Origin of the sequence: Acetobacter indonesiensis (assembly GCF_000963945.1) — a bacterium.
GTDB classification, from domain to species: Bacteria; Pseudomonadota; Alphaproteobacteria; order Acetobacterales; family Acetobacteraceae; genus Acetobacter; species Acetobacter indonesiensis.
Map to the genome: position 1 here is coordinate 218,906 of NZ_BAMW01000045.1, position 21,237 is coordinate 240,142.

The 21,237-nt window shown below is 48.9% G+C and carries 18 protein-coding genes and 1 tRNA gene; 9 read left to right on the plus strand and 10 right to left on the minus strand.

Going from position 1 to position 21,237, the window contains the following annotated elements:
* Nucleotides 1–105: 105 nt before the first annotated feature.
* The 4 genes from Abin_RS11295 to Abin_RS11310 all read right to left on the minus strand — a co-directional run bounded on the left by Abin_RS11295 (nt 106) and on the right by Abin_RS11310 (nt 3,436).
* Nucleotides 106–1,776, minus strand: a complete 1,671-nt coding sequence (locus Abin_RS11295) for a sensor histidine kinase (protein ID WP_048846927.1) — start codon at nt 1,774–1,776, stop codon at nt 106–108.
* Between the two features lie 106 nt (nt 1,777–1,882).
* Nucleotides 1,883–2,038, minus strand: coding sequence for a NepR family anti-sigma factor (locus Abin_RS11300; RefSeq protein WP_237595925.1), 156 nt, complete (start codon nt 2,036–2,038; stop codon nt 1,883–1,885).
* Between the two features lie 141 nt (nt 2,039–2,179).
* Nucleotides 2,180–2,755, minus strand: a complete 576-nt coding sequence (locus Abin_RS11305; protein ID WP_048846929.1) for a sigma-70 family RNA polymerase sigma factor — start codon at nt 2,753–2,755, stop codon at nt 2,180–2,182.
* A gap of 111 nt (nt 2,756–2,866) precedes the next feature.
* Nucleotides 2,867–3,436, minus strand: coding sequence for a sigma-70 family RNA polymerase sigma factor (locus Abin_RS11310; protein ID WP_244894923.1), 570 nt, complete (start codon nt 3,434–3,436; stop codon nt 2,867–2,869).
* 51 nt (nt 3,437–3,487) lie between these two features.
* On the opposite strand from Abin_RS11310, the gene Abin_RS11315 reads away from it, so the two are divergent.
* From Abin_RS11315 to Abin_RS11330, 4 genes are all read left to right on the plus strand, one after another.
* Entirely contained in the window at nt 3,488–4,237 is a 750-nt protein-coding gene (locus Abin_RS11315) for a PhyR family response regulator anti-anti-sigma factor (protein WP_048846931.1), read from the plus strand.
* Between the two features lie 84 nt (nt 4,238–4,321).
* Nucleotides 4,322–6,142: an ABC-F family ATP-binding cassette domain-containing protein gene (locus Abin_RS11320; protein ID WP_048846933.1), complete on the plus strand. Its 1,821-nt coding sequence runs from the start codon at nt 4,322–4,324 to the stop codon at nt 6,140–6,142.
* 62 nt (nt 6,143–6,204) lie between these two features.
* Nucleotides 6,205–6,279 (plus strand) — tRNA-Val (locus Abin_RS11325).
* A gap of 794 nt (nt 6,280–7,073) precedes the next feature.
* The gene (locus Abin_RS11330; RefSeq protein WP_048846937.1) at nt 7,074–7,682 is read left to right on the plus strand and encodes a glutathione S-transferase N-terminal domain-containing protein; all 609 of its coding nucleotides are present in this window, start codon (nt 7,074–7,076) and stop codon (nt 7,680–7,682) included.
* Between the two features lie 112 nt (nt 7,683–7,794).
* Here Abin_RS11330 and Abin_RS11335 read toward each other — a convergent pair whose 3' ends face one another.
* Entirely contained in the window at nt 7,795–8,514 is a 720-nt protein-coding gene (locus Abin_RS11335; protein WP_048846938.1) for a response regulator transcription factor, read from the minus strand.
* A gap of 149 nt (nt 8,515–8,663) precedes the next feature.
* On the opposite strand from Abin_RS11335, the gene Abin_RS11340 reads away from it, so the two are divergent.
* The gene (locus Abin_RS11340) at nt 8,664–9,179 is read left to right on the plus strand and encodes a L,D-transpeptidase family protein (RefSeq protein WP_084593598.1); all 516 of its coding nucleotides are present in this window, start codon (nt 8,664–8,666) and stop codon (nt 9,177–9,179) included.
* On the opposite strand, the gene Abin_RS11345 is transcribed toward Abin_RS11340, so the two are convergent.
* From Abin_RS11345 to mntR, 4 genes are all read right to left on the minus strand, one after another.
* Entirely contained in the window at nt 9,164–11,011 is a 1,848-nt protein-coding gene (locus Abin_RS11345; RefSeq protein WP_048846940.1) for a cation:proton antiporter, read from the minus strand. The two genes, Abin_RS11340 and Abin_RS11345, sit on opposite strands and share 16 nt — an antisense overlap.
* A 136-nt stretch (nt 11,012–11,147) precedes the next feature.
* The gene (locus Abin_RS11350; RefSeq protein ID WP_048846942.1) at nt 11,148–12,452 is read right to left on the minus strand and encodes an RsmB/NOP family class I SAM-dependent RNA methyltransferase; all 1,305 of its coding nucleotides are present in this window, start codon (nt 12,450–12,452) and stop codon (nt 11,148–11,150) included.
* A 9-nt stretch (nt 12,453–12,461) separates the two neighbouring features.
* Nucleotides 12,462–13,940 carry an IMP dehydrogenase gene (gene guaB / locus Abin_RS11355; protein ID WP_048846944.1) on the minus strand — a complete coding sequence of 493 codons (1,479 nt, stop codon included), beginning with the start codon at nt 13,938–13,940 and terminating at the stop codon, nt 12,462–12,464.
* Nucleotides 13,941–14,116: 176 nt separating this feature from the next.
* Nucleotides 14,117–14,563: a manganese-binding transcriptional regulator MntR gene (gene mntR / locus Abin_RS11360; RefSeq protein WP_255319273.1), complete on the minus strand. Its 447-nt coding sequence runs from the start codon at nt 14,561–14,563 to the stop codon at nt 14,117–14,119.
* Nucleotides 14,564–14,776: 213 nt separating this feature from the next.
* On the opposite strand from mntR, the gene Abin_RS11365 reads away from it, so the two are divergent.
* The 4 genes from Abin_RS11365 (at nt 14,777) to Abin_RS11380 (ending at nt 21,011) form a co-directional block, all read left to right on the plus strand.
* On the plus strand, nt 14,777–16,132 hold the full coding sequence (locus Abin_RS11365; RefSeq protein WP_048846948.1) for an Nramp family divalent metal transporter: 1,356 nt from the start codon (nt 14,777–14,779) through the stop codon (nt 16,130–16,132).
* A 437-nt stretch (nt 16,133–16,569) separates the two neighbouring features.
* On the plus strand, nt 16,570–16,911 hold the full coding sequence (locus tag Abin_RS11370; RefSeq protein WP_255319274.1) for a hypothetical protein: 342 nt from the start codon (nt 16,570–16,572) through the stop codon (nt 16,909–16,911).
* On the plus strand, nt 16,908–18,494 hold the full coding sequence (locus tag Abin_RS11375) for a PepSY-associated TM helix domain-containing protein (RefSeq protein WP_048846952.1): 1,587 nt from the start codon (nt 16,908–16,910) through the stop codon (nt 18,492–18,494). The genes Abin_RS11370 and Abin_RS11375 overlap by 4 nt, the downstream gene beginning before the upstream one ends.
* A 120-nt stretch (nt 18,495–18,614) precedes the next feature.
* Entirely contained in the window at nt 18,615–21,011 is a 2,397-nt protein-coding gene (locus Abin_RS11380) for a TonB-dependent receptor (protein ID WP_052948215.1), read from the plus strand.
* A gap of 54 nt (nt 21,012–21,065) precedes the next feature.
* On the opposite strand, the gene Abin_RS11385 is transcribed toward Abin_RS11380, so the two are convergent.
* Nucleotides 21,066–21,224, minus strand: coding sequence for a hypothetical protein (locus Abin_RS11385; RefSeq protein WP_170237848.1), 159 nt, complete (start codon nt 21,222–21,224; stop codon nt 21,066–21,068).
* Between the last annotated feature and the right edge of the window lie 13 nt (nt 21,225–21,237).

Consider the following 21,237-nt stretch of genomic DNA (forward strand, 5'->3'; position numbering starts at 1 on the left):
TACTGGTCAGGGCGAGACGGAAACAGTTAAGCGCGCTGCCCCCCTACTGCAAACACGGCATAGCAGTGATTTCATACATACAAAGGGATGGGTAGCAGGAATAAATCAGTTTTTTTCGAGAGGAAACGTCAGGGTGTAATGGGTTCCGTTTTCACAGCTTTGCTGAAGATCAGCGTTAAGCTGGCGCGCAAACCCTTTAATAAGTTTTAAGCCAATGCCGTGTTGGTCTGCAAAAGCGCCCGGTTCAATTAAACACCCGATTCCATTGTCTCCGATTTTAAGTGTCGCAATGCCATTGGCCACGCTCAGATTTACGCTGATTGTACCAGCGCGTCCTTCTGGGAACGCATATTTAATGGAGTTTGTGACAATTTCTGTGACGATGAGTGCGAGTGGTACAGCCTGATCCGGATTCATTGAAAAATCGTCAGACATCACATTGACGCTTATGCGGCCTTCATCGCCTTCTCCTGCGATATGAACCGTTTGTTCGCAGAGTTCCTTAAGGAAAACAGCCATATTCAGGCTATCGAGCCGGTCTTCCGCATAGAGGGTACGGTGGAGTGTTGCCAAAGCCCTCACTCTATCGCGGGCAAGGGCAAACTCGGCTCTCACTTCAGGGTTTGAAATGCGGCTGGCCTGTAGATTTAAGAGGGAAGCAACAATCTGAAGGTTGTTTTTAACTCGATGGTGAATTTCGCGCATTAGGAGTTCCTGATGCGCCATGGCTTTCTTTAAGCGTGCCTCATGCCGGGAAAGTCGGCGTGTTGCCCGTGTAAACGCCTGCCCCAATCTTTGCAGTTCCAGAGGCATCGATCTGGTGATTCGGGCATCAAAAACACCCTCCATCTGCCATTTCTGAACGGAATAAGTCAGAAGCCTAAGTGGCCATACAAGTACAATGTTGGCAGCCAATGTGACGCCGACCAGTCCCAAAACCAGAAGGAACACCAAAGCCGAAATTTCAAGGATCATTGTCCTCAAAGCCCCTGCTTCACGAGGCGTGCGTTGAGTAGAGACCAGAATGTCGGCTCCGCCAGCAATCGCCCCAAGCGCATACCCGCCGCCGGGAGTGGGAAGTGAAACAACTGACCCTGCACTGGCTTCTAGACGCTTCTGCAACTCTGTTACGATATAGTTAGGTGGGGCAGTCCATTTACAATCAGTACAGACCGAACTTAGCGTTCCATCCTGATTAACAAGCCACGCTTGCATGGGGTTGCTTTCATCAGAAAAAGCCTGCCAACCTGCACTGCTCGCAAGATAAGCGGCCTTCCGGGAAAGTTGTAACACCCCCACCAGATACCCGTGGGTTTCCGGGATGGATAAGAACACCGCTGGAACGGTTATTCTTAGAAATGACCCGTTTGCATCTGCGGCCCCGTCCCTCTGAATGGCTTCGAGCAACGTACCTTGAAAAGAAGGCGGTGGGGTCGTCTCTCCTACTTTTTCACAATTACTTCCTTGGGGCGCGGTTGCCTGAATAGTTTCTCCGTCAGCACTGATGACGCCCAGATAACAGTAGCGTTGGCCGCTCATGGTTTCAGCGAGCTTAAGCGCGTGACCAATCTGGTCTGGGGTCAGACCCATACCGCCAATGGTTTCCAATGCGCTTCGAAGTCGGTCAGTGTCATGCCTGAATTGGAGATCAAGGCGAGAGATAGCGTTGGCAGCCCTTTGGGCACTGCCAACCATGAGTTCATTGTAATTGTGAATAGCCAACACTGACCCGATAGCGACTACAGGCACTGCCGAAAGGCAGATCAATAGACGCATTCTGGCACTGGTGGTGCTAAAAATATGCCCTAAACCCGAAAGGAGAGAACTGACGAAACCCCGAACAGGGTGTAAGCGTCGTTCTCCCTCTTTATCCGAGCCAGGCTTAGTCTCGACGGTCTTCTTCAATGAGCTTCAGCAGTTCTTCTGGTATAGGCTCGTTTGCCACGTCATCGAAAAGCTGGTGCAACCCTCGTTTAAGCCATAGGTCAAACGCCTGATCAGACGTTTTTTTGGGTTTCTTTGCTGGACTTTCATCCATGAATTTTTCCATCCGGTGGTGCATCAAAACGCCGCCCGACAGAAATGTCACGTTGCCCGTTGCTATAGCAAACATCTGACATGCCTACGCCTGTTAGCCAATCTTAATGCATGGGCTAATAAAGCCCATGTCACATCTTTCTTAAAGTCTGTTTGGAACAGTTTTTTCTTCAAGACGACGATCACTCTGCTGGCGCAGTGTGGATGCCTTGGCTTTCAGGCGGTCTTTGCCAACGTGTTCTTCACCAATCATCCAGGCTTCAAGTTGACGACGGGCACGGAAAACGCGGCTTTTTGCTGTGCCGACAGCACAACCGGCAACATCAGCCAGTTCCTGATAGCTCATGCCTTCCAGCACTCCCAGAACTAGAGCCTCCCGCTGATCGTCTGGCAGGCGTGCAAGCGCTGCATCCAAATCCTTCAACACAATACGGTCTTCGTGCGCGGCGTTCGTTGAAAGGAAAGATGCGGGCATATCGTCAATATCGGTGGTTTCCCGCTTCTTTCTCAGGTCTGAAATAAAGCGGTTACGGAGGATACGATGCATCCATGCCGGAAAGTTCGTGCCGGGAGCAAAGCTATCCTGAGCAGAAAGAGCATTGCATACGGCGTCCTGAACAAGATCTTCAGCGGCTGCACGGTTGCGGGTTAGTGCAAGAGCCTGAACACGCAGCTTTGGCAGAATGGCGATAACCTGATCGTGGAATGACATCGTCATGGGATTTTTTCCTTCACCTTATGCATTCTTGAAACAGGAATGGATGAGGGCAGGAAAAGGTTACAAAAAACTTTTAGAAAAATTATCACGAAAAAATGAGCAGATATTTTTCTATGCTTTTCCAGCGGCGGTCTGGGTTAGTTCCAACAACTGCGTTCTGGCACGGGAAACACGTGTTTTCATGGTTCCGACCGAAACGTTGCAGATAAGAGCAGCTTCTTCATACGTCATTTCCTGTGCACCGATCAGGACCAGAGATTCTCGTAGCAAAGGAGAAAGTTGCCATAAAAAATGGTCGAGATCTCTAATGGCTTCTCTATCGGGTGCAGACGGCTGATTCAGGCTTTCTGTTCTTGAGGCATAATGATCCAGAACCTCCTGCTCTTTCTTGCTTCGTCGTGCCTGTTCAAGAAAAAGATTACGCAGTATGGAAAATGTCCATGCTTTCAGATTGCTGCCTTGAGAGAACTGATCTGCCTTCGCCAATGCCTGAAGGATGGTTTCCTGCACCAAATCATCTGCCTGACTGGCATTTCGTGCCAGAAAACGTGCAAAAGCACGGAGCGCGGGCACTAATGCCAACAGGTCTTTCCGAAAATATGATGCATCGGCGCTACTGTCAGGCTGTTTATCGTGTTTCAGAACACTTATCCCCTTCCTGCACGCGATGGAGCATGTCATCGTTATGGCCCTGCGTGTTAACGTCCTTACTCCACGCGAAGGAGATTTGTCATGCCTGAGTCACAGCGCGCTGCTTTAATTCAAGCACTTCCTTACGGCAGACGCTATGCCCGTGCATTGACCCGCAGTCAGTCTCGCGGTGATCTTCTGGTTGCAGAAAGCCTTCGGACGCTTACCACCAGCCGCCCTACCGATAATCTTCCTGCGCTCTGTCGGCTTTATCAGGAAATTTCTAGGCACTTTACTGCGCAGACGGAGCATGTTCCGGCAGATGATACCAGTCTTTCTCTGGTGCAACGCCAGTTACTCTTGCTGCTGACACTGGAAGAAGTATCTCCTCCCATGGCAGCAAAAATTCTAGATCTTTCTGAAGCACAGGCAGCGCAGGAAACAGAAAGGGCCTATACTTTCTTGAAGACCGGCATCCAGACATCTGTGCTTATCATTGAAGATGAACCCATTATCGCAATGGATATTGAAGAGCTGGTTCTTCAATGTGGCCACAAAGTTGCGGGGGTTGCCCACACGCAGGAAGATGCAATCCGTATTGCACGCGAAACCCGTCCGGGTCTTATTCTTGCAGATATTAATCTGGGTGCTGGCGGTGACGGCATGCGGGCCGTTGCCGAGATTACCAAAACACATGATGCGCCTGTTATTTACGTAACGGCCTATCCGGAACGCCTTTTAACCGGCGAAACATCTGAACCCAGTTTCGTTATCACCAAACCGTTTGAGCCTTTGACACTGGCCGTAGCCACATATCAAGCCGTGAGCCGTTTCGATTTAGCGCGCCCCTGATTTCCAATATTGCAAGCAGTTTTTATAGGGCAGGAATAAGAATACACTCTTGCGTCTGCCGTTGCTGTGCCACAGAAACAGAACATGGCACTTCCTCCCCTTCTCCACCTTCAGGATATCTCTCTTACGCTCGGCGGCAGGCCTTTGCTTGATAAGGCCGGTTTTGCTGTGGCTGCGGGGGAACGGGTATGCCTTGTTGGGCGTAATGGCTCGGGTAAATCGACCCTCTTGAAAATTGCAGCCGGTGTTATCCAGCCCGATTCAGGGGCGGTCTTTTTACAACCGGGGGCTTCCTTGCGTTATCTGTCGCAGGAGCCAGACCTCTCCACACATGAAACGACAGCGGATTACGTCCTTGCCCAGATTACAGAGCCTGAAAATTCATGGCGGGCTGCCGCTATGCTGGATGCGCTTGGACTAACCGGGAAAGAGAAGACATCGCATCTTTCCGGTGGCGAAGGCCGTCGGTGCGCTATTGCTGGCGCTTTAGCTGCCGCACCTGACATTCTGTTACTTGATGAGCCAACCAACCATCTTGATATGCCAACCATCGAATGGTTGGAACGCGAACTTCTCAGTCTGAACTCAGCCATGCTGATGATCAGTCATGACCGGCGTCTTCTCTCAACGCTATCGCGCTCGGTCGTATGGCTTGATCGGGGCGTGACGCGACGGTTGGATCAAGGCTTCAGTCGCTTTGAGGAGTGGCGTGAAGAAGTTTTAGAGCAGGAAGAACGCGACGCGCACAAACTTGATCGCCAGATTGCGCGAGAAGAAGACTGGATGCGGTATGGTGTAACAGCGCGCCGAAAGCGAAATGTCAGGCGCGTTGGTGAACTTGCAGCACTTCGTGCCGCAAAAAAAGATGCTGTTCGGGCTACCGGCACCGTGACACTTAAAGCGCAGGATGCTGGCACATCAAGCAAACTGGTGGCCGTCGCAGAAAACGTCAGTAAATCGTGGGGTGAACGGACCATAGTTCGGGATCTGGATCTCAGGTTGCTCCGTGGCGATCGTCTGGCTATTGTGGGCGCAAATGGTGCCGGCAAAACAACCCTGCTTCGTTTACTGGTCGGACAAGATCAACCTGATAGTGGTTCAATCGCGCTTGGCCCGTCGCTTTCCATGGTCACATTAGATCAGCAACGCAAAGCTCTTGATCCTAACAAAACACTCTCTGACACCCTGACTGGAGGTGGTGGAGATATGGTTCAGGTTGGCGAAGAAAAGCGTCATGTAATTGGTTACATGAAAGATTTCCTGTTTCGCCCAGAACAGGCGCGCACTCCTGTCGGTGTCCTGTCTGGGGGAGAGCGAGGACGCTTAATGCTTGCGTGCGCCTTGGCACAACCGTCGAATCTTCTTGTGCTGGATGAACCAACGAACGACCTTGACCTGGAAACCTTGGATCTTTTGCAAGAGATGCTTGCCAGTTATCAGGGAACGGTACTGCTGGTTAGCCATGACCGTGATTTTCTTGATCGGGTTGCCACGTCTGTTCTCGCAACCGATGGTGGTGGCTTATGGTTGGAATATGCTGGTGGTTACAGCGATATGCTTGCCCAGAAAAAAGGAGGTATTGAAGCTGCAATCACCTCTGACCGGCCGGTTGTAAGAGCCCAAAAAACGTCGGAGACTGGAAGCTCAACAGGAAAAACCAGCAACAAGAAATTAAGTTATAAAGATCAATTCGCGCTTGATACATTACCAAAAGAAATTGCAAAACTTGAAAATAAGGCGAAAATTTTGCGAAACAGGCTTGCAGATGCAGATCTCTATGCCAAAGATCCAAAATCATTTGAAAAATATAGCGCCGAATTGCAAAAAATAGAGACTTCTATCGCAGAAGCTGAAGAGCAATGGCTTGAACTAGAAATGAAGCGCGAAGCACTGGCAACGGGTTGAAATTATACAAAATAGTGCCTTGCCAACCCCTCCCCTGTCGGTTAATACCACCCACACAAACCGGGTGCGTAGCTCAGCGGTAGAGCATCGCCTTCACACGGCGGGGGTCACAGGTTCAATCCCTGTCGCACCCACCACGATAAACGGCAGTTTTCTGCGGGTTTTGAGTGGTTTCCGGTTCTCTTTCTAAAGTCATATTGGTCCGATCCGGTAGGCAATAGTGCGCCTTGGGATATATGAACCTGTGCCAAATCCGTGCCACTTTTTGCGATTTATTCTCCCTTGTACCGTGCCCTCACCCGTAATATCCTCAGGAGGGTGTGGTCGTATTAACACGCCCATCAAAGAGAGGCATTTTACGGACGCTGGTTGCAAACGCCGCAGACCAAATATCCGGCAAAACTCCGCAAGCAAGGGCGAGCGAAGGAGCGTAATGCTAATTGAGAGGCAAGCGTGTCGTTACAGACCTGTGATAGTTCGCGCTATCAATTTCAGATCCCAATTGTTTCCAATTTGGAAATGGTTGGGAGAGGTAAGAAAGCTCAAGCTCAGCGCCATACCACAGGCAGTGGAAGCACATCGTTTTGCCGTTAAAATTATAACACTAACTCAGTTTGGTGCTAACGAAATAGCGTTTTGCTAACATCAAGCTGCGCCAATCCGACCGTAATCTGTTGCAAAAATGGCTGTGCGCAATACCTAACCAACAACTCTTAGTTATTGCACCGCGGCCCCAGCCAGAAACGCAGCGTTATCAGCCAGTAGTTGGGCAATAGTCGTTTATATTAAATAGCTTATGCTCGATATTAAAATCATAATACAAAACATGAAAACTCGCGACTTCTCATATTAAAATAAATATGCAACGCTTGATTAGGCAATAGCCTATTCTGCACTTTTTTGAGAGTGCTTTGACACAAGAGGCATTAACATGAAGCTTTATTTTGCACCTGGCGCTTGCTCGCTTGCGGCACATATCATGCTGAATGAGGTAGGGCTGTCGCATGAGCTTGAGAAAGTTAACCTCAAAGACAAAATAACGGCAGACGGACAGGACTTTAATCAAATTAATCCACGAGGGGCTGTGCCTGCTCTTGAGATTTCCTCTGGTGTGGTTTTGACACAAAATGTTGCTGTGCTGACATACATTGGTCAGAAATCAGAAAGTAAAGCGTTTAACCCAACGCCAGATAGCGTAGAGTTTTTTCGTCTGCTGGAAGCAATAGGTTTCTGTGAAGATGTGCATAGCACAATCGGACCATTATTTGCTTCCGATTTGCCGGATGTAACACGCGAAAGGCTGATTGGTCTGGTTGGTCGCCGCTTGTCTCAAGTAGAAGCGCTTTTGGAAAAAACTGGAAACGGTTATCTGCTGCCCGTTGGCTTTACACAGGCAGATGCTCTGATGGCGGTCATCGTTAATTGGACGGCACCGCTCAAGATCGATATTTCAGCGTACTCACTTACATCCGCATTACGTGACAACGTCTTTGCTCGGAACGCTGCTCAAAAGGCATTGAAGGAAGAAGGGCTAATTTAATAATCTAGCCGCGCCATTTTTAAACATTTTGATGGTGCAGGACTATCATAAGATCAAGACGTTTTTGCATATGAAAAAGCCTTCCCAATTTATCTTGGGAAGGCTTTTTTAGTCAGTCAGCAGTTGCTACCGTTGTTTCGGGATTAAGACGATAGCCTCCCCCCTCCGTGATGAGTAATGACGCGTTGGCCGGGTCGGGCTCAATTTTCTGGCGTAGACGATAAATGTGCGTTTCAAGAGTATGGGTCGTCACGGCAGCGTTATAGCCCCATACCTCGTTCAGCAGCACCTGACGCGGCACAGGCCGGGTGCCCGCCCGATAAAGAAACTTAAGAATGGCTGTTTCTTTTTCGGTCAGGCGGATGCGGCGGTTTTTTTGAGGTTCTTGTAGCAGCTTGGCTGACGGTCTGAATGTATATGGCCCAATGGTGAAAACAGCATCTTCACTATTTTCGAACAAGCGCAACTGTGCACGCAAACGCGCCAGTAGTTCTGCAATACGGAACGGCTTGGCGACATAGTCATTCGCCCCAGCATCCAGCCCGCGAACGATGTCAGCTTCATCATCTGAACCAGTCAGCATGATGATAGGCATGCGTAGCCCTTCCTTCCGCAGTTCTGCGCAAAAATCACGACCGTCACCGTCGGGGAGTGTGACGTCCAGCAGAATGGCGTCGAATCTGGAATCGGGCGCTTTCAGCTTTTCACGCGCCTCGGCAAGTGAGGATGCTTCCTGAACAATAAATTCCCCGTCAAGCTGCAATTGCTCAACGAGAGTCTGGCGAAGTATCCGGTCGTCATCAACAACCAATATCGGACGTGCACCCGTCATGGGGTTTTCATCTCCTTGTGTCAGCCTCTACTGTTTGGCTGTCTGAACTGTCTACTTTTACAAGCTTGTCACGATTCTGGGCTCAAACCAATAGTCTGAGCATGATACGCCAACTGCATGAAAAATCTACAAACAGGACACCTATTGATATGATGATACACGTTAAGCCCGATACATGCAGTGGTAGCCGCGCACAACTGCATTGCAGACACAAAACGATGAGCGCAATTCTAGGCAAAAGCGGTGTGACATATTCCAAGCAAGAGGGGGACAACGCCACACCCATTGGCAATTTTAGCTTGAGAAAGATTTTTTACCGGGCAGATCGAGTGGCAAAACCTCAATCGATTTTGCCGGTAGAACCTTTATGCCCTCAAGACGGTTGGTGCGATGACCCGGCCGACCCGCGCTATAATCAGCATGTCATCCTGCCCTATTCTGGCCGTCATGAGCAGCTTTGGCGCGAGGATCATGTTTACGATATCATTGTTGTTATTGGGTATAATGATCAGAAGCCTGAACCTTATCGCGGTTCAGCAATTTTCATGCACTTACAGCGCCCCGATCAAAACCCGACCGAAGGGTGCGTTGCCCTTACGGAGCAAGACCTTCGGTACGTTTTAAGCGAAGGGGCGGACAGTATCCAGATTCACGCACCAACCTGATGGGTATTGGGGTGTGAAAAATCCTCTTCAGAATAGTCTGGCGGAGTAAGCGCAATTACAATGAAACCGCTATCCAGTTGTGGCTGGCTAGCGTCTTCTGCTGAAACGACAGTAATTGAAATGCCGCTTTGTAGCACGAGGAACGGAAGAAGATTGCTGCTTTCATGCATGATGTTTTCGCGGTTTTCGGGCGTAACGTTTAGCGCGATAAAACGCCAGCCCTCGCGTACCAATGTTTCCAGAAGTGTGAAGTTCCAGGATGGCTCTCCAAGCACCTTGCCGCGCGCTTCTCGACTCAACCCCCGGTACTGATCCAGACGGGCAATGCCCGGGGAGACCTGATATACGCGCTGGCGACCGAAGTGTGGCGCAAGATGCGCGCAAACAAGACCATTATAAATTGCGTCCGGGGTCGAGCAGATCAGATAATCGGCAGGCCTTTCCTCGAGGCTCTCTGCTCCTTCTTCAGACAGAACTTCGGTCGCCAGAATAGGTACGCCAGCAGCCTGTGCCCGCAAAAGATCGGCAGAGGAGTTATCGACCAAAAGAACCGGTGCCCCCGCTTTATGAACGGCAATGGCCAGCTTGGTTGACCAGTCGCTTGCCCCCACAATGGCAAGAGCCGGTTCATCTGACAGCGTCAGCTTAAGCCTGCGGCCCAGAGGTCTAAGAGAGAACCCGTGTAGAATCATGGTGGATGCAATGACGGCAAAAACAGCAGGCATCACCTGCCCTGCCCCCGGATAGCCTGCATCCTGTAGCCGAATGCCCGCAATACCAGCGACCGCAGCTGCCACAATGCCGCGCGGGGCAATCCAGCCTACGAAAATGCGCTCTGCCCAACTCAGGTTGGATTTGGCGGTTGCCAGCAAAATACCAACCGGTCTGACAAGGAATAAAACAGCCAGTGTCAGTGCACCAATAGACCATGATAGATGTGTCAGTTCTTCGCGCTGAAGATCTGCGGCTAAGAGAACAAACAGGACAGAGACAATCAAAACAACCAGCGCTTCCTTCATGCGCTGTATTTCAGCCATGCCGGGAATACGAAGGTTGACCAAGGCCATACCAAATACGGTAGAGGCCATCAGGCCGGCACCATCCATAGCAAGCGTGCCCAGGACAAACAGCACCAGAGCAGATGTTGTCAGCACCGGAATTTTCAGGACTTCTGGCATCATATCCCGCACCCAGAGCCACCGCATTCCCCATGCTGCGCCAAAACCGAGGACCATCATCAAGCCAGCACTGGCCAGCATATGAGGCAGGATAAAACCAAAAAATGTTCCTGACCCTTCGTCCGGGCGCATAAGCAAGACTTCAAGAACCAGTGTGGCCAGAATTGCACCGACAGGGTCGTTAAGAATAGCTTCCCAGCGCAGAAACGCGGCTACTCTGGGTTGAAGCTTCGCATGACGCAAAAGCGGCAAAACGACTGTAGGGCCAGTAACAACAATAATGGCACCAAACAGAAAAGCTGGTCCCCATCCCATGCCACCGATGTAATGTGCGGCGGCACTACCCAAGATAAGGTTAATGGGTAAGGCAAAGAGCGTGAGTCTAACAACGCCCTCACCTGATTCCCGTAACTGCCGGAAATCGAGAGCCAGACCGCCCTCGAACACGATCATGGCAACAGCCAAGGAAACAAGAGGATGGAAAGCAGCGCCAATCATGGCTGACGGATGGAGAATTTCCAGGCCCGGCCCATAGAGCAATCCGAGGGTAAAAAGCAGTACAATAGCGGGCAAGCGAAAGCGCCAAGCAGTCCATTGAGCAAGCATACTGCCGCCCAATACGCAAAAAATGCAGAGGATTACGCTTTCGGTCATGACTATCCATCTTCTTGAGGCATGAAGGCTTGGAGCTTACGCAGTCCTTACCCTCATGACTTAAATACATGCTTTACATAGCGCATGCGAAGCCCAAGGAGGATACTCAAAAATATTTTCAGTTTAGCCGAGGTATTTAGGCGGTTACTGTTTCTGCTGTACGTTCCAGCATTGCTGCGAAAAACCCATCTGTTCCATTTTGTTTTGGAGTAAGTGAGAACATCTTAACACCCTTCATGCTTTCTGGCAGCGCAGGGCTGTCAGAAGCAACCAACTTAAATTCCGGGCGGCGTGCTAGAAAAGCTTCAACTTGATGCGTGTTTTCAGCGTTCAAAATCGAGCAGGTTGCGTAAACAAGTTTGCCGCCCGGCTTAACCAGAGACGCGGCTCGGTCCAGAATTTCAGCCTGCTTTACCAGTAATTCGTCCAGATCCTGTTGTGTTGTACGGAGCCGGGCATCGGGGTTGCGCCGCCATGTTCCGGTTCCACTGCAGGGGGCATCGACTAGAACCCGGTCAAACGAACCAGACCGTCTTTTTGCCCATTTATCGCCAGCCTGCAGCAAATGCTGTTCAACATTATGGACACCTGCACGACGCAGCCGCTTTACCGCTCCTTCAAGACGTTTTTCAGAAACGTCACAGGCGGCAATGTGTCCCTTGTTCTCCATCATCATTGCAATGGCGAGCGTCTTTCCGCCAGCACCAGCGCAATAATCTAGCACTCTGGTTTGAGGTGTTGCGCCAAGGATGGCAGCAACTAACTGGCTGCCTTCATCCTGAATCTCCACAATTCCTTCTTTGAAGGGAGAGGTGGAGGTAACGGGCTGGCGTCCATTTAAGCGCAGCCCCCAAGGAGACAAAGGGGTGGCAGCTGCGTGAAGCCCCTCACGTGCGAGTGCTTTCTGTGCTTCGGCGCGGGTCGTACGAAGCATGTTGACGCGCAGGTCAAGCGTTGCTGGCTCAGAAAGGGCCGCAAGCTCTTCCTCCAGCGCATCACCAAATGTCTCCTCAAGTTTTGGCAGAAGCCAGTCAGGCAGTTCAAGCTTAACGGCCTGCGGCATATTTTCGTCGAGAAGAGTTTTCCCTTCTAAAAACTTAATAATGTCCTGCTCAGGCCGCGTCAGCGCGCCGGGCGCAAAGCGTCCTTCTGCAAAAAGCGCTGCGATCTCTTGTGTGCTGACACCCTTGAAAATCAGGCTGGAGGCCGCCAGTAAACGGGGGCTCAGCACTGCTTTTTGCTGCTCAAGATGCCAGCCTAGTCTGCGCCATGCGCGCATAATGTCCCAGACCAGACCGGAGACTGCCCGACGGTCCCCTCCCCCAATGTAGCGCCGTTCACGGAAAAAGCTGTTCGCTACGGCATCTGCTGGCTTACGGGGGGCTGCCTCCATGGCAGTAAGAAGATCAATGGAGGCAGCAAATCGGGCAGAAGGTGTCATGATCTTTTTTCAGTCCCGACGGTAGTTCGGTGCTTCGCGCGTGATGGAGACATCATGCACATGGCTTTCACGCAGACCGGCACCCGTAATACGACGGAAGCGCGCACGTTCCTGCAATTCCTTCACTTCGCGGGAACCTGTATATCCCATTCCGGCTTTCAGGCCGCCCACTAATTGATGAATAACAGCAGCCATTGTCCCCTTATAAGGCACGCGGCCTTCGATCCCTTCAGGAACCAGCTTCAGGGAGTCCTTTACTTCCTGCTGGAAATAGCGGTCGGCAGATCCGCGTGCCATAGCGCCAAGGCTGCCCATGCCGCGGTAGGATTTGTAAGAGCGCCCCTGATAAAGGAACACTTCACCCGGAGCCTCTTCCGTGCCAGCCAGAAGTGAGCCAACCATCACGACGTCGGCTCCGGCCCCGATCGCTTTCACAATGTCACCCGATGTACGGACACCGCCATCAGCAATGGCCGGGATACCTTTTTCATGACAGGCAACAGACGTTTCAAGAACAGCCGAAAACTGCGGAACCCCTACACCGGCCACAATACGGGTGGTGCAGATAGAACCGGGGCCAATGCCCACTTTCACACAGTCAGCACCCGAGTTGATGAGGGCTTCAGCGGCTTCCGGCGTTGCAACATTTCCCGCAACAATCTGAATGCTGTTATCAAGCGCTTTCAATCGTTCAACAGCGCGCAGCACGCCTGATGAATGACCATGGGCGGTATCAACAACCAGAACATCCACCCCTGCCTCCACCAGCAATTTTGCGCGGCTAAAACCATCTTCCCCCACGCCAGTCGCCGCTGCACAGCGTAACCGACCAAGGCTGTCTTTGATGGCAAGCGGGTAAGCAACTGCTTTATCCATGTCCTTGACAGTAATAATGCCAACGCAGCGATCCGCTTCGTCCACAACCAGCAATTTTTCAATGCGGTGTTTATGCAGAAGCTGACGTGCCGTATCAGCATCCGCGCCGTCTCGCACTGTTACCAGACCATCACGCGTCATTAGCTCGGAGACACGCTGGGTAGGGTCAACAGCAAAGCGAACATCACGGTTGGTGAGAATGCCCACCAGTTTTTGGGATGCAGGCTCAACAACAGGCAGGCCGCTGATACCGTTGCGCTGCATGATTTCGCGCACTTCGGCCAGCGTCTGTTCTGGGCCGACGGTAACAGGATTAACAACCATCCCTGATTCAAAGCGCTTTACGCGTCTTACGTGTTCTGCTTGTTCTTCAGGGGAAAGATTTTTGTGAATGACGCCCAAGCCGCCCTGTTGCGCCATGGCGATAGCCATCTGATCTTCCGTCACGGTATCCATAGCGGCAGAAATCAGGGGGATGTTCAATTCAATGGAGCGTGTCAGACGCGTACGAACTGAGGTCTGGCTTGGAACCACCTCAGACGCGGCAGGAACTACCAGAACGTCATCAAACGCCAAGGCTTCAGTAACGCGGCTGTAGGGGGAAGAAGTCATACAACGGGAACCCTTGACTGGAGTGCGATTGGGTCACCCGATAGCAATGTCATGCCTCAGGTCACCTGACCATTGGCGCTTCCTCATATGGCGTTGGCATCATAAAGGCAAGAGATTTGGCACAAAATTGACACGTTTTTTCCGACTATAAACTGCCTTGAAAGGCTTGGTCAGCCTTACGGTGAAAGGCGACCCGTTTTCAAAGCACGACGAAAGGCGTCCAAGGTTTCGTCGCTGACGAAATGCTCCATTCCTTCCGCATCCATGCGGGCCGTCATGGAATCTATCCCCAGAGCCAGAAGAAATTCTTCAACGATCCGATGACGTGCCCTTACGGTTTCTGCCAGAGTTTCCCCTGCTTCTGTTAAGAAAACGCCGCGATAAGGTTTGCGTGTTACAAACCCTTCGACCTCTAACCTGCTGAGCATCTTGGCGACAGTAGGTTGAGAGACCCCTAATCTGTCAGCAATATCGACCTGTCGGGCCTCTCGTCCTTCGGCAATTAGATCGTCAATTAGTTCGACATAGTCTTCTATCAAAACATTCCGACGTGCCTCACGCGCATGGCGAAAGCCTTCACTTTGGCTTTCAACATCAGGCAGAACAGGCAGGCGCTGTTTCAACAGTAAGATCCTCGCATGTCATAAAAAGTCTTTGCTCAATGGCTGTCGCTATAGCTGAACCAGTCTATGAGGAAAAGCCGTACAGTCTTTAGCAGAAAAATGCCTGCGGATCGCCCATCTATTGAGAGGGTGATTTTTATAGCCTATTGCATATTTCTTTGTTTCTGCTTTATGGTTCTATGCAATATTTCACGATGAAGCTTTTTCTGTGCCATGATTAATCGTCAGGACCTTAATAATCGCTCCCGGCTCGGTGGCGTCTTTTCTGCGGCTAACGACGCTATAAGCTTACCTGAAGCCCATAGTTCAGTGCGTATCCCAGAAAGTGCGTCGAAGTTTCGACGGTTTCTGGCGTTTGTCGGCCCAGGCTATATGGTGTCGGTCGGTTATATGGACCCAGGAAACTGGGCGACCGATCTGGCTGGCGGCGCTCAATTCGGGTTTACGCTGCTGGCGGTTATTCTTATTTCAAATTTAATGGCCGTCTTGCTGCAATCTCTTGCGGCTAGGCTCGGCATCGCAACGGGCTATGATCTGGCTCAAGCGTGCCGCGCCTACTTTCCACGCGGCGTAAATCTTGTTCTATGGCTTGCCTGTGAAATCGCGATTATCGCTTGTGATCTAGCCGAGGTCATAGGAACAGCCATAGCTTTGCAGTTATTGTTCAATATCCCTCTGGTTCTGGGGGCGTGTCTTTCTGCTTTGGATGCTTTCCTGCTTCTTTTGCTTATGCGCTTAGGATTCCGGTGGCTCGAAGCATTTGTTATCGCTCTTTTAGGTATTATCGCAGCTTGCTTTGCCATACAGATTGTTGCAGCCGAGCCATCTGTCAGAGGTATTCTTGAAGGGTTTATCCCCTCTCCTGTCGTCCTGACCAATTCAGACATGCTTTACATTGCGATTGGTATCGTGGGGGCAACAGTAATGCCCCACAACCTTTATCTTCATTCTGCTTTGGTCCAGACAAGAAATTATGAACGGACCTTGGATGGAAAGCGGGAGGCGATTGCTTGGTCTACGCTTGATAGTACGATTGCGTTGACACTAGCTCTGTTTGTAAACGCTGCAATCCTTATTGTGGCTGCGTCTGCTTTCCATGGAACAGGTCATCAAGATGTCGCAGACATAAGCCAAGCCTACACTCTTATTTCTCCTCTTCTAGGATTGGGGATTGCATCTACTCTTTTTGCTGTGGCGCTGTTGGCTGCTGGCACAAATTCAACTGTGACTGGCACATTAGCAGGCCAGATTATTATGGAAGGCTTCCTGCATTTGCGCATGGCCCCATGGGCTCGTCGGTTATTGACGCGTGGACTTGCCATTGTGCCTGTAGTTTTTGTGACACTATTCTACGGAGCAAAGGGAACAGGGACCCTACTGGTTTTCAGTCAGATCATTTTATCCTTGCAACTTCCATTCGCTGTTATCCCACTGGTCTGGTTTGTTTCCAGCCGTCAGAAAATGGGCAAACTGGTTATATCACACATGACTTCTGTTGTGGCCTGGGGCGTTGCTGGTCTTATTCTTATTCTGAATTTCAAGCTTCTTTATGACACTCTTGTTGGATAGAAACGCTGTATCCTAGGGAAAATATACTCAACGCGGGAGCCTACAAAAAGCAAAATAAGCAACCTAAAATTTTTTGAGTTGAATATGAAACTAAGAAGCATTATCAGTTTGTTGCTCCGCTTTTGAGAGAAACAACAGGGCGGAAGTTTCAGGGTTGTTATTACGCATGAAATTTCTAACTGATTTACTGTATTATCAGGCGCATTCTGCAAAATGAGCCCTATTCTAAGTGCTTCCCTGGGATATGGCTGCGCATCGTTAGCTGCGGTCATAGTGTACTATAGTTCACCTAACCAACATTTGGTCATACCGCCTTTGCCGATTCGTTACAGTTCAGTTGCCGCAATTGGTTTGTTTTGTGCAGCCTATTTTTTATTGAATCCGCGACTGGGAGTTGCGCCTGACATATTTTGTTGTGTCATGGTCGCGATGGCAGTGTGGTCCTTATTGCCTGTCGTCTCTTCGTTTTTTCAGAAGAAATACAGGTCGGCCAAATGAAGCCAGCAGATAGATTCACTATTCAGGGGTGGATGGGAAAAGCATCGGCAGGTCTGGTCCTTGGCTATCTGCTGGCTATTGGTGTTTCAGGCATACTCTCTCGCCTGTCCCCCTTCCCGCCCGATATGGCTTCCGTTCAGTTGAATATGTGGTTGATTGCGCCCGTGTGGCTGGTGGTACTGTCCGCCTGCTTTTTGTTTCGGACAGTTTTACAAGCTTGGCTGTGGCTGGGGAGCCTGAGCGCTGTTTGTTTTCTTATCATTACTGTGGCTGGGCTATGACAATCCGCGCTGATCTTATCCGTCTTTATAAAGAAGTGCATACGTGGGTTGGCATTTGCAGTGGGCTATTCCTTTTTATTGCGTTTTATGCAGGGGCGATAACCATGTTCGCGCCAGCACTGGAACAATGGGAAGTCCCTGCTTCTGTCAAAGCAATGCCACTGAATGAGATTCCAGATCTGTTAAAAGTTGTCGCGGTCTCTCATCCAGAGATAAAAAATAATTACGACATTACTTTAATCGCTCAATCACCCGACTTTGCTTATCTGACATGGCAGAAAGGCGGCGGCCGACATCATGGAGCAGGCAACGGGCAGCGTTTTACAGCAAACGTTCTTCCTGATGGGTCATTAAAAATTACGCCCTTGGTTTCGACGCATGTTAGCCATTTTATTAATGTTTTACATCAACAGGTTGGATTGCCATTAAGCCGAGAATTCGCAATGCCTCTAATGGGTATTGTCGCATTATTGTATGGCCTAGCCCTCGTTTCCGGCGTCATCGCTTTCCTGCCTGGACTTCGTAAAAACATTTTTGCGGTCAGACCGGGTAAAAATAGAAAACGGCAATGGTTAGATATTCATAATGTTCTAGGTGTATTTAGCCTTCCGTTTCATTTGATTATGGCTCTTTCGTCTATCGTTTTTGCTTTTCACGATGTTTTTTATGCGACACAGAACGCTACTATTTATCATCATGCATTAAATAGAACATTTGCCACAGCCGCACCAAAATCTACCGTGCAGAAAAATAATGTTAGCATGATATCGCCGGTAGAAGCTCTAGGTCATGTGACTAGGCTATTTCCAGACTTTACGATCAAATCTCTAGCCCTTAAATCTGGCCGTGACGGGAGCAAATCTATCCAAGTCACAGGATTTAACGCCAAACATGTTATGCGGTCTCCAGAGGGTGGATTTTTAACACTCGACCCATATGATGGGCATGTTATCCAAACTGATTACATGCCCGGCGTGCAGTCAGTAAGGCTGGCGGTTATTACCAGTTTCTTTGCCCTCCATTTTGGAAGCTACGGTGGCTCACCCGTTATATGGGGATATTTTATCCTAGGTTTGGCTGGCGCGTTTCTTTTCTATTCAGGTAATTTGCTCTGGATAGAAAGTCGTAGGAAAAAAGCGGTGAAAAATCAAACCGTTGAGCAAAAGTGCTCAACAAAAATACTGGCAAGTTTGACTGTTGGTGTCTCATTAGGATGCATTATCGGCATATCATCCCTTTTATCTCTGGCCCGCTGGCTCGCTTTATATGGAACACATGCCGCATCTTGGGGGGGAAGTATTTATTATGCCCTTTTCCTTGCAGCTATAACGTGGAGTTTTATTCTAGGATCCGGAAAAAGCAGTTACCAGTTGTTGGCCGTTGCCAGCTTCACGACTGCATCCATTATATTTTATGACGTTTGTGCCTATGCCGGAATTATAAATTCTTCTGCAGAAACCGACTTAACTCTCCCGATTGATGCGCTCGCGCTGATGGGAGCATGCTGCTTCGCTTACTTTAGCTTACGTACATATCGTAAGATGCAGAATTTATCAGAAGACAGTGTCTGGAAACCACAATAAGGGAAAGGTTCCCAGACACCAAAAAAATATAAATCAGAATGTTATGTTATATCATTTTATTTATTCTAAATTTATATGTATGTTATCAGGAAAGAAAAAAGTTCAAGGGACCATTTTTCCGTGCCAATTTTCTATATTTTTCTGCGTGAAAATGCGTTTCTTCCCCTCGCGCTATTAACCACAGCAGTCTTGGTTTCACCCAGCATTTCGGTAGCAGAGACTTCCTTAGAAACTGATACTAAAAAGATTGAAGAACGTGAGGACAAAAAGAAGCGTCCTACGTCTCATCAACCAGAATATGTCACTGTAAATAGCCATATGACAGCCGATGGCACGACAGGTAATCCTGTTGGTGCAGGCTTAATGCCCAAGCAAACGATCGCCAAAAGCCAAAGTGGATTAACGCGTGATTTCATAGCGCGACAAAGCCCCACCCAAAGTTCAACCAGCCTTATATCAATGCTTCCAGGAGTTGTTTATTCGGCTAACGATCCGTTGGGTACAAATGATGATCAACAAGGATTATCTGTCCGAGGGCTGGATCAAACTGAAATTGGTTATCTTTTTGAAGGCATTCCAGCTGCCCCTCCCCTTTTTTTAATGCCTTACACATCTGCCAGTGTTGATAACGAAAATATTCGGTCCGTAACACTAACCCAAGGTTCGGCAGATTCAGCATCTCCTGTTTATAATGCCGTTGGCGGCCAACTAAGTGTGCAGTTAGCAAAGCCCAAAAAAACAGCAGGTGGCTTTCTAAATCTTTCTTATGGCTCATACACCCTTAATCGCGAATTTATCCGCCTAGACAGTGGCGAGCTGGGCCACTCCGGTATGACATCTTTTCTGTCATTTTCTTATAGAAATGCGAACCAGTGGCGTGGAGCAGGAAATAGCCCAAGATTTCACGTTGATAGCCGCATAGTAAAGGAGTGGGGCAATCAGAACACGGCTTCTTTTATCGCGACATTTAACAGGCAAAGGCAGTATTACCTTCGTGCTCCCAATATGTCTCAGTGGCAAACATACGGAACAAAATTTAATTATAGTGAACACTATAAGGAAGGGGATGCCAATTATTATTTATTTCAAGAAAATGCGCGATCTCAGATTTTTCTTTCTTCGCCACTTGATCTATTTTTAAGCCACAATCTTCAGTTTTCGTTAAAACCTTATTTTATTTACGTTTCTGGATATGACGGTTTTGGTACCAACTTAAGTGCAGAAGAAAGCTATCAAGGAAACCAGCCTGCGGGGCCTTTGCAGGCTTCGTCCGCAGCTAATGGTTCCATTACAGCAGTCGCAACGGATACATATAAACAAGCCCATTCCGGTGTCAGTGCTTCAGTAAGTTGGAAAACTAAGAAAAATACTCTTACAGGCGGCATCTGGTATTCCTACTATGATTTTTCAAATCCTTCTCGATATGTTGCAGCAAGCGAAGAAGGAAATGTTTCTAATATGAAGGGATATTATCCGATTTTAACAGCCTCTAATGAACCTTTGTCGTCATACAACTCTCACCTTGTACAACAGACCAACGCTTTATATATTCAGGACTCTCTTAGACTATTCTCTGACAAACTTATAATTTCTGGCGCATTCCGGGCAGTTATGGTCTCGCGTGAGGTAAGTAATTTACTACCGGGGGCCCGCTATAAAAATGGTGCAAGTTATTTTTCTCCTCAACCACAAATTGCACTAAGTTATCAGATCACAAAAAAACATCAGCTATTTATAAATGCAACGACTGGATTTCGCGCACCTTCTGGAATTTCAAATTATAATGATAGATTTAGTATATCTTCTGGAAAACAGACACGAAACGCAACCAGCGATACAAAACCAGAATATTCTATCGGAGAAGAAATAGGGTACAGATACTCTGGTGCAATAAGATTTTCATTTTCTGCATTCAACTATAATTTTACTAATAGACAAATTAATACAACAACCAGTCTTAATGGTGCATTAGTCTCTGAATCCATAAATGGCGGAGGCCAAACGGCACGAGGATTACAAGGAGAACTTGGAACACCAAAATGGCACAACTTGAGTGCTTATGCATCAGGTCAATACATACACGCTACAATAGATAACAATCTAAAGTCAGGAATAGATTATCTCCCCACTAAAGGAAAAAAAGCTATCCGCACACCCTCTCTATCCGGAAGTTTAGGGCTGTCCTACGATGACGGAAATTTATTCGGAATGGTCTCTGTCAATTATGTTGGGCCAACATATTCAACATTTATGAATGATGAGCGCCTAGCCAGCTTTACGACAACAAACATAACTGTTGGCTATCGCTTGAAAAAAATATCTTTTGCAAAAACACCCCAGATTCAATTGAACCTCCTCAATTTAGGTCAGTCTGGGTATTTGTCAGGCGTCAACAGTGTTTCTTTTAATGCAAAATCTGCCAAAGGAGTATTTGGCACAGCAATAACTGGTAAAGCCCCCACCTATTTTGTAGGCGGAGGCTTTGCCGGGGTTGTATCTCTCTCTACCGGCTTTTAGCCTTATCCAGATTGAGATCATAGAAATCCGACCCTAAAGTAAAACCAGTGAAGCCTATTTTTTAGATTTAGGATCAGGTTTGGGTGGCGGCCCTCTGTCTCCGGTTACGCCACTATGCGACGGTGGATCGCTCGCCGGAAAGCTGTCATCTAAGGCCTCATCCAACTTATCATCCTGAATTTCTTGCTTTTTTTCATGTTTTTTATCAGACATGATACACCTCATC